Genomic DNA, 7,514 nt, shown 5'->3' with positions numbered 1-7,514 from the left:
CATTACCGCCTGCAACGTTTGCCCGTTGCCGGCAGCGGATGCGTACTTTACGGATTTCCCCGGCACCGCGCAAGGCCATGATGAAGAAAAATGTCAGGCGCGTGTCGCGGCCGTGACGAGGCGGTGACCGAAAGCTTATCCACACCGCCCTATCTCGCCTCTACAGCACGACCGGCTGTGGATAGATAAAGCCGCTGGCCGGACACACGAACGCCCGCACAGGGCGGGCGTTCGTGCAGGGTAGCTGGAGAAGCCAAGCGGCTCTCGCGCCTTCATTTTCTGCTACCTACTACCTATCGATGATCTCAGCCGCCGATGGCCAGGCGCACCCGTCCATCGCTGCTACCGTAGCCACTCACCTCGATCTCGTAGGTGCCGGGCTCGAGGTAGCGATGGATCCGTGACCCGTAGCCCAGATCACCGGCGTCGTCGTTCTGTTCGTTGACCCCGTTGCCCCTCAGGTCGAGGACGGTATCCACCGAGCCCGAGGTGCTTTCGATAACGACATCCCGAGCCGCCTCCAGAACCAGCCGATAGGTCAGGCTACGACCGGGACTCAGCTGACCATAGATCACCTCGCCGGGCGCCACCTCACCTCCGTTGCCGATACGCCCCTCGAAGGCACGCTGCTCGGTGCGCAGGCGGTAGGTGCCGGTGCCGCTATAACTCTCCACATCCAGACGATACTCGCCGGGTTGGAGCACGGTGGTAATGAGGGAGTTGCGGTCGCCGCCGCCGTCGTCGTCGCGCAGTTCGATACCGTTGCCGTAGAGCCGCAGCACGGGGTCGAAGGCGCCGGAGTCGAGAGCCAGCTCTACCTCGCTGACTGCGTCGACCTCGAAGCGATAGGTATTGCTGACACCATTCCCGGAAAGATTGCCACCGAGGCTCTCGCCGAGCGTCAGCGCGCCGCCGTTGTGCAGCTCACCGTCAAAGGCATCGAGGGAAACATCCAGCGCGTACTCGCCTTGCTCCTCACCGTAGCCGCTCACCTCGACGCGATATTCGCCGGGCATCAGCACAGTCTGCAGCCGCGAATCGGTATCGTTGCCGCCGTCGTCATCGACCAGCTCATTGCCTTCTCCCACGACGCGCAGCACCGTATCGAAGGCCGAGGAGCGCAGCGCCAGCGTAATGCTGCTGGGCTCGTCGATCGCCAGCGTGTAGACATTGCTGGATGCCGACTCGAGACTGCCGGTGATGCGATCGCCATCGCGCAACGGCCCAGCATTGCGACGGCCATCGGCCAGATCGTTGCGCTTGGCCTCGAGACGATAGATGCCGCCGGTGCCCAGCATGCGGCGCTCGCACGCCTCGCCCGAGACCTCGGCCGCCGTGTCACCGCGCTCGACCTCGACGCGGTACTCTCCGGCATCGAGATAGGCGTCCAGGCGCAGCTCGCCGGGCACGCAGGCGCTGGCCTGCTGGCTGACGCCGTCGCCGACCAGGCGCAGGCCTACGTTGGCGTCACCGGAGAGGGACAGGTCGATCCAGGCGGGCGCCTCCAGCGTCAGGGGGTGTTCCGCTCGACCGTCCTCCAGCCGCCCGACCAGCGGCCGGTCGGTCTCGAACTCGGTCGCGAGGGAGGCCGGCTCGGCCTCCAGGCGATAGGGTCCGAAGGCGCCATCGTCTTGCCCGCTGATGGCCACCAGGGTGCACGCCTCGGCGGAGGCCGTCAGCGCCGCGCGCTCACCCTCGGGCTCGCTTGTGACGCTACCCAGCCACTGCCCCTGCTCGCCGAAGGCCGACAGGCGGGCGGCGAAGGGCGCCTCTAGCTCGTAGCGCACCATCGATGACGCCGAGCCGTCCGCCTCGCTGCACAGCCAGTGGGCGGCCACGCGCGTGCCGTCGCTGAGATTGACGTCGCTCGCGGAGGTGAGCTCGCCGGCGATGTCGCTGCCGAGGGTGGCCTCGGGAGCCGAGACGAAGCGTGCCTCTTCCTCGGCGCAGCCGGCCAGCAGGACCAGGCCGGCGGCGCCGATCAGCAGACGATGGGGGCGGAGAACCGCATGACCGGACGCCTTCCGGATTGCTTGTACTACCACTCGAAGTCTCCCTACGTGAGTATCTGCCTCTGTCGCACCCATGCGACGAGACGCAATACTTTAGCGGAAAACGGTTAAGAAAGGACAACCTCAACAGCAGCAAAAGCGCGCCCTCGAGGCCCCGGAGCGCGCAAGCGCTCCGGGGGCGCCACTCACGGCGCGCCGCTGGCCCGATCGAGCAGCGAGAGGATCGAGCGATAGGGGATGCCGCCATGCTCGGTCAGGCCGATCTCGCAGGTGCGCGAGTTGGAATAGCCGGCGCTGCAGCCGGCCACCTGTTCGGCCAGCCCCGCCAGCGCAGAGGCATTCAGCTCCGGCGTACTGAAGCCCTTGTCACCGGCGAAACCGCAGCAGGTGATCTCCGCCGGCACCACGACGTCGCGGGCACAGGCCCTCGCCAGGCCGACGAACTTGTCGGCGAGCCCCATGCGAGTGCTCGAGCAGGTCACATGCACAGCGACCCGCTCGTCCACCGGCGTGACGTCGAGCCGGGGCAGCAGGTGATCGTGGGCGAAGGCGACCGGCTCCAACATCTCGAGTCGCTCATCGAGGTACTCCCGCATCTGCAGGGTGCAGGGGCTGGTGTCGCTGAGCACCGGATAGCGACCGTTCTGGCTCGCCACCAGCAGTTCGCGGTTGAGCTCACGTCCCTTGTGGGTCGCTTCCTCGAACTGCCCCTTGGACTGGAAGGCCATCCCGCAGCAGAGGTGGCCGATCATCTCCGGGAGGATGACCTCGAAGCCGGCCTTGTCGAGCAGCGCCAGGGTGATCTCCATCACCGAGCGCTTCTCGGCCGCGTCGTCATGGTCGGCGCCGAAGATGCGGGTGGCACAGGAGGGCAGGTAGACCACCTTGTCCCGCGAGGCATCGCCCGACGACACCCGCTCCAATACCCGAATCGACGCCGCCCCGGGCAGGGCCGGGCTCCACTGGGGAAGGCGATCACCGCTCAGCCGGCGCGCCCCGGCACTGGCTTTGGCCATCAGGTCGATGCCGAGCAGGGTCCTGGCCGCGCCGGCCGCGTTGAGCCCGCCCCGCGCCACACGGGTCACACCCGAGAAGTGGCGCCCGATGCGCCGCGCGACCCCAGCCGTGCCAGCGGCCCGCTCGTGGCGCATGCCGCGCACCAGGTCGCCGGTATTGATGCCCACCGGGCACTGGGTGGAGCAGAGGCCATCGGCGGCGCAGGTCTCGTCACCCGCGTAGCGGTAGTCCTCACGCAGGGCGGCCAGCCGCGTCTCGTCCTCGAAGCTGCGTGACGCGCCCAGCGCCTCTAGCCGCGCCAGCTCCCGGGCGATGACGATGCGCTGGCGCGGGGTCAGCGTCAGGTCCTTCGACGGGCAGACCGCCTCGCAGAAGCCACACTCGATGCACTTGTCGACGATCTCATCGGCCGCCGGCAGGGGCTTGAGGTTCTCCAGGTGCAGGGTCGGGTTGCGGCTCAGGATCACCTCGGGATTGAGCAGGTTCTCCGGGTCGAAGAGCGCCTTGATCTCCCACATCAGCGCGTAGGCGTCGGGGCCCCACTCCAGCTCCACATAGGGCGCCATGTTGCGCCCGGTACCGTGCTCAGCCTTGAGCGAGCCGCCGTACTCCACGCCGACCAGCTCGGCCACCTCGTCCATCAGCGCCTGATAGCGCTCCACCTCGCCGGGCTTCTCGAACCCCTGAGGGAAGACGAAGTGCAGGTTCCCCTCCAGGGCGTGGCCGAAGAGGATGGCGTCGCGGTAGCCGTGGCGATGGAAGATGTTGGTGAGCGCCAGCACACCCTCGTCAAGCCGCTCGATGGGAAAGGCCACGTCCTCGATGATTACCGTGGTGCCGATCTCACGCACCGCCCCCACCGCCGGGAAAAGCCCCTTGCGGATCTTCCAGTAGAGGGCGTAGGTCTCGGCCTCGCGGGTGAAGGTGACGGGCTCCAGGGTCTGGATGCCCTCGAGGGTCGCCTGCACCGCCTGCATGCGCGCCTCGAGTTCGTCCTCGTCGTTGCCGCGCACGTCGACCAGCAGCGCCGCCGCCCCCTCGGGCAGCGTCTTCAGCACCGCGGGCATGCCCGACTGGTCCTGTACCGAGCGCAGCGCGGCGCGGTCCATCAGCTCCACGGCGGAGACCGGCGCCTGCTTGAGCGCGATGGTCGCGCGGCAGGTCGTGCCCATGTCGGGAAAGAAGGCCAGGGCAGCGGCCTTGAGGGGCTCGTCGACCACGGTGTCATAAGTGATGGTGCTGATGAAGCCCAGGGTACCCTCGGAACCGATCATCAGGTGCTTGAGGATCTCGATGCCGTCGTCGAAGTCGACCAGGCTGTTGAGGGCATAGCCGGTGGTGTTCTTGAGCCGATACTTGTGGCGGATCTTCTCGGCCAGCGCCGCGCTGCCTTGCGTCTGGGCGGCGAGGCGTTCGAGACTGGCCAGCAGCTCGCCGTGGGAGGCCCGGAAGTCAGCGATGCTGTCGGCGTCGGCGGTATCGAGCAGGCTGCCGTCGGCCAGGATCACGCGAATGTCGCGCATCGTGCGGTAGCTGTTCTGGGCGGTGCCGCAGCACATCCCAGAGGCGTTGTTGGCGGCGATGCCGCCGATCATGCAGCTGGCGATCGAGGCCGGATCGGGCCCGATCTTGCGACCGAAGGGGGCCAGCAACTGGTTGGCCCGGGCGCCGATGACCCCGGGCTGCAGGCGGATCGCCCGCCCGTCGTCGAGCACCGCATGATCCCGCCAACCGCGGCCGAACTGGATCAGCACCGAGTCGGTCACCGCCTGGCCGGAGAGCGAGGTGCCGGCGGCGCGAAAGGTCACCGGGAGTTGCCGGGCCCGACACTCGGCCAGGACCCGCTGCAGCTCCGCCTCGCTCTGGGGACGCACCACCAGCCTCGGGATCAGCCGGTAGAAGCTGGCGTCGGTACCGTAGGCCAGGGTGCGCAGCGGATCGTCGATCAGCCGCTCGGCGGGCAGCACGTCGCTCAGTGCCTCGCGCAGCGCCTCGAAGGGCGCCGTCACGCCGCCGGTCTCGGTTCCCCGTGCAGTCTCATCACCCATCTCACCCTCCTCTCTCATGCCGACACGCCGAGTCATTATTCAGTGCGGCTCGCGCTGTGCACCAGCGAATCCGATCCGAGATCGGCGATGGTGCGCGCCCCGGTGAGCGTCATCGCCACGCGCATTTCCTTGTCGATCAGCTCGAGCAAATGCGCCACGCCCGCTTCTCCAGCGGTGGCCAGCGCGTAGATGAAGGCACGTCCCAGCAGGACGGTGTCGGCACCCATCGCGATCATGCGCACCACGTCGAGGCCATTACGCACGCCGGAATCGGCCAGGATGGCCAGGTCGCCCTTGACCGCATCGGCGATGGCCGGCAAGGCATGTGCCGTCGAGGGCACCCCATCGAGCTGGCGGCCACCATGGTTGGAGACGACGATGCCATCCGCGCCGAAGCGCACGGCATCGCGGGCGTCCTCGGGGTCGAGGATGCCCTTGATGATCATCGGCCCGTCCCAGAACTCACGGATCCATTCCAGATCCTTCCAGGAGATGGAGGGATCGAAGTTGTCGCCGAGCCAGGCGATGTAGTCCTCTAGCTCGGTGGGGTGGCCTCGATAGTCTGAGACATTACCCAGGTCATGAGGGCGCCCATGAATGCCCACGTCCCAGGCCCAGCGCGGATGAGTCGCCGCCTGCAGCATGCGGCGAATCCCACCGTACTTGCCGCTCATCCCGGAGTGGGCGTCGCGATAGCGCGCCCCGGGCACGGGCATGTCGACCGTGAAGACGAGCGTCTTGACGCCTGCGGCCTTGGCACGCTCCAGCACATGCTTCATGAAGCCCCGGTCCTTCAGCACGTAGAGCTGGAACCAGAGGGGACGATCCACGGCCGAGGCGACTTCATTAATGGGGCAGACCGACACCGTGGACAGCGTGAACGGAATGCCCTTCCCGGCCGCCGCTCTCGCCGCCTGCACCTCGCCTCGCCGGGCGTACATGCCCGTCAGGCCCACCGGTGCCAGCGCCACCGGCATGGCCAGCGACTCGCCGAACAGCTCGGTCTCAAGCGACAGGGAGGACATGTCCTTCAGTACCCGCTGGCGCAGGGCGACACCGGCCAGATCCTCGACATTGCGTCGCAGCGTATGCTCGGCGTAGGCTCCGCCGTCGGCGTAGTGGAAGAGGAAAGGCGGAATACGGCGCTCGGCGGCCCGGCGGTAGTCCGTGGAAGCTGAAATGATCATGGCGAGTCCCGTGCAATGGGTGGACGATCCAAGGGTGGCTGGCGACGACCTCGTGTCGAGTGCGGGGGCGTCTCACCCCTGGCATGCGAGCGACCGCCTCATACCGAGCCCGACCCCGAAACCGGATATCGATCAAACGCGCCCTCGGGCCTATCCCTGTGCAGGCCTGAGGAGTCGCGTCTGGTGGCGATCAAGCACGGCCACTCCTCATGACGAATGACCGGACTAGCCACTGGCTATTGGTAAAACCAATTTACAACTGACGTGAAGCGCACTCTAGAAGTGCCTGGCGATCGGTGTCAAACCGCGCACCCCAGGACCTGCTTATACTTTAGTGTCGTCTCTCCCAGGATCACCATAACTCTTTGAACGCCTGAGCCTTTGCCCATCGAAGCCGACTTGCCAGGCAGGCGCCTCATCGCCTAATATTGGTCTTACCAATTCCATCTCCATCCTTCTTTTCCAATGGTGCTCCATGGCCTACCAACCCGTTCAGCATCCGCGCCTCGCCGACGTCATCACCGAGCGCCTGGAGGCGCTGATCCTCGAGGGCAGCCTGCGGCCCGGCCAGCGCCTGCCGCCGGAGCGCGAGCTGGCCGAGCGCTTCGGCGTTTCACGGCCTTCGCTGCGCGAGGCCATCCAGAAGCTCTCGGCTCGCGGGCTTTTGGCCAGCCGCCAGGGCGGCGGCACCTTCATCAGCGAGGAGCTCAACAGCGGCTACAGCGACCCGCTGCTGGAGATGCTCTCCCGTCACGGCGAGTTCCACCTCGACCTGCTGGAGTTCCGCGATGCCATGGAGGGCATCTCCGCCTACTACGCTGCACTGCGCTCCACGCCCACCGACAAGGCGCTTTTGATCTCGCGTTTCGAGGAGCTCGAAGCCTGCTTCAAGGGCCACGACCCGGTGCTCGAGGCGCGCGCCGACGCGGCCTTCCACATGGCCATCGCCGAATCGGCCCACAACGTCCTGCTGCTGCACACCATCCGCGGGATCTTCCACCTGCTGGAAAAGAGCATCGTCGACAACCTGGCCCACCTGTTCGAGAAGCCCGAGTCACGGCCGCTGCTGATGGAACAGCACCGTGCCCTGCTCGACGCAATCCTCGAGGGGCGCGCCGAGGACGCCCGAGCCCGGGCCCACGAGCACCTGGTGTTCGTCGAGGAGAGCCTGCTCGAGGTCGAGCGCGCCGAGACCCGGGCCCAGCGCGCCCTGCGCCGCTCCCAGGTCATGCCCGCCGACGCCCACTGAG

Annotated in this window: 4 protein-coding genes; 1 reads left to right on the top strand and 3 read right to left on the bottom strand. The window is 67.1% G+C overall.

Going from position 1 to position 7,514, the window contains the following annotated elements; all coding sequences use genetic code 11:
• Positions 1–305: 305 nt before the first annotated feature.
• The 3 genes from RSO68_RS08065 to lldD form a co-directional block, all read right to left on the bottom strand.
• On the bottom strand, positions 306–2,045 hold the full coding sequence (locus RSO68_RS08065; RefSeq protein WP_315586206.1) for a hypothetical protein: 1,740 nt from the start codon (positions 2,043–2,045) through the stop codon (positions 306–308).
• Positions 2,046–2,197: 152 nt separating this feature from the next.
• Positions 2,198–5,077, bottom strand: coding sequence for an FAD-binding and (Fe-S)-binding domain-containing protein (locus RSO68_RS08060; RefSeq protein ID WP_315586205.1), 2,880 nt, complete (start codon positions 5,075–5,077; stop codon positions 2,198–2,200).
• Positions 5,078–5,112: 35 nt separating this feature from the next.
• The gene (gene lldD / locus RSO68_RS08055) at positions 5,113–6,264 is read right to left on the bottom strand and encodes an FMN-dependent L-lactate dehydrogenase LldD (protein WP_089851757.1); all 1,152 of its coding nucleotides are present in this window, start codon (positions 6,262–6,264) and stop codon (positions 5,113–5,115) included.
• 475 nt (positions 6,265–6,739) lie between these two features.
• On the opposite strand from lldD, the gene RSO68_RS08050 reads away from it, so the two are divergent.
• Positions 6,740–7,513, top strand: a complete 774-nt coding sequence (locus tag RSO68_RS08050) for a GntR family transcriptional regulator (RefSeq protein WP_315586204.1) — start codon at positions 6,740–6,742, stop codon at positions 7,511–7,513.
• The last annotated feature ends 1 nt before the right edge of the window (position 7,514 follow it).

Origin of the sequence: Halomonas saccharevitans, from assembly GCF_032333995.1 — a bacterium.
Taxonomy (GTDB): domain Bacteria; phylum Pseudomonadota; class Gammaproteobacteria; order Pseudomonadales; family Halomonadaceae; genus Halomonas; species Halomonas saccharevitans.
This window is presented reverse-complemented; position numbering and strand designations above follow the sequence as displayed.

Excerpts from the sequence above, each read along its gene's own strand:
- RSO68_RS08050 (WP_315586204.1), top strand. The coding sequence starts at position 6,740 with ATGGCCTACCAACCCGTTCAGCATCCGCGCCTCGCCGACGTCATCACC.
- RSO68_RS08060 (WP_315586205.1), bottom strand. The coding sequence starts at position 5,077 with ATGGGTGATGAGACTGCACGGGGAACCGAGACCGGCGGCGTGACGGCG.
- lldD (WP_089851757.1), bottom strand. The coding sequence starts at position 6,264 with ATGATCATTTCAGCTTCCACGGACTACCGCCGGGCCGCCGAGCGCCGT.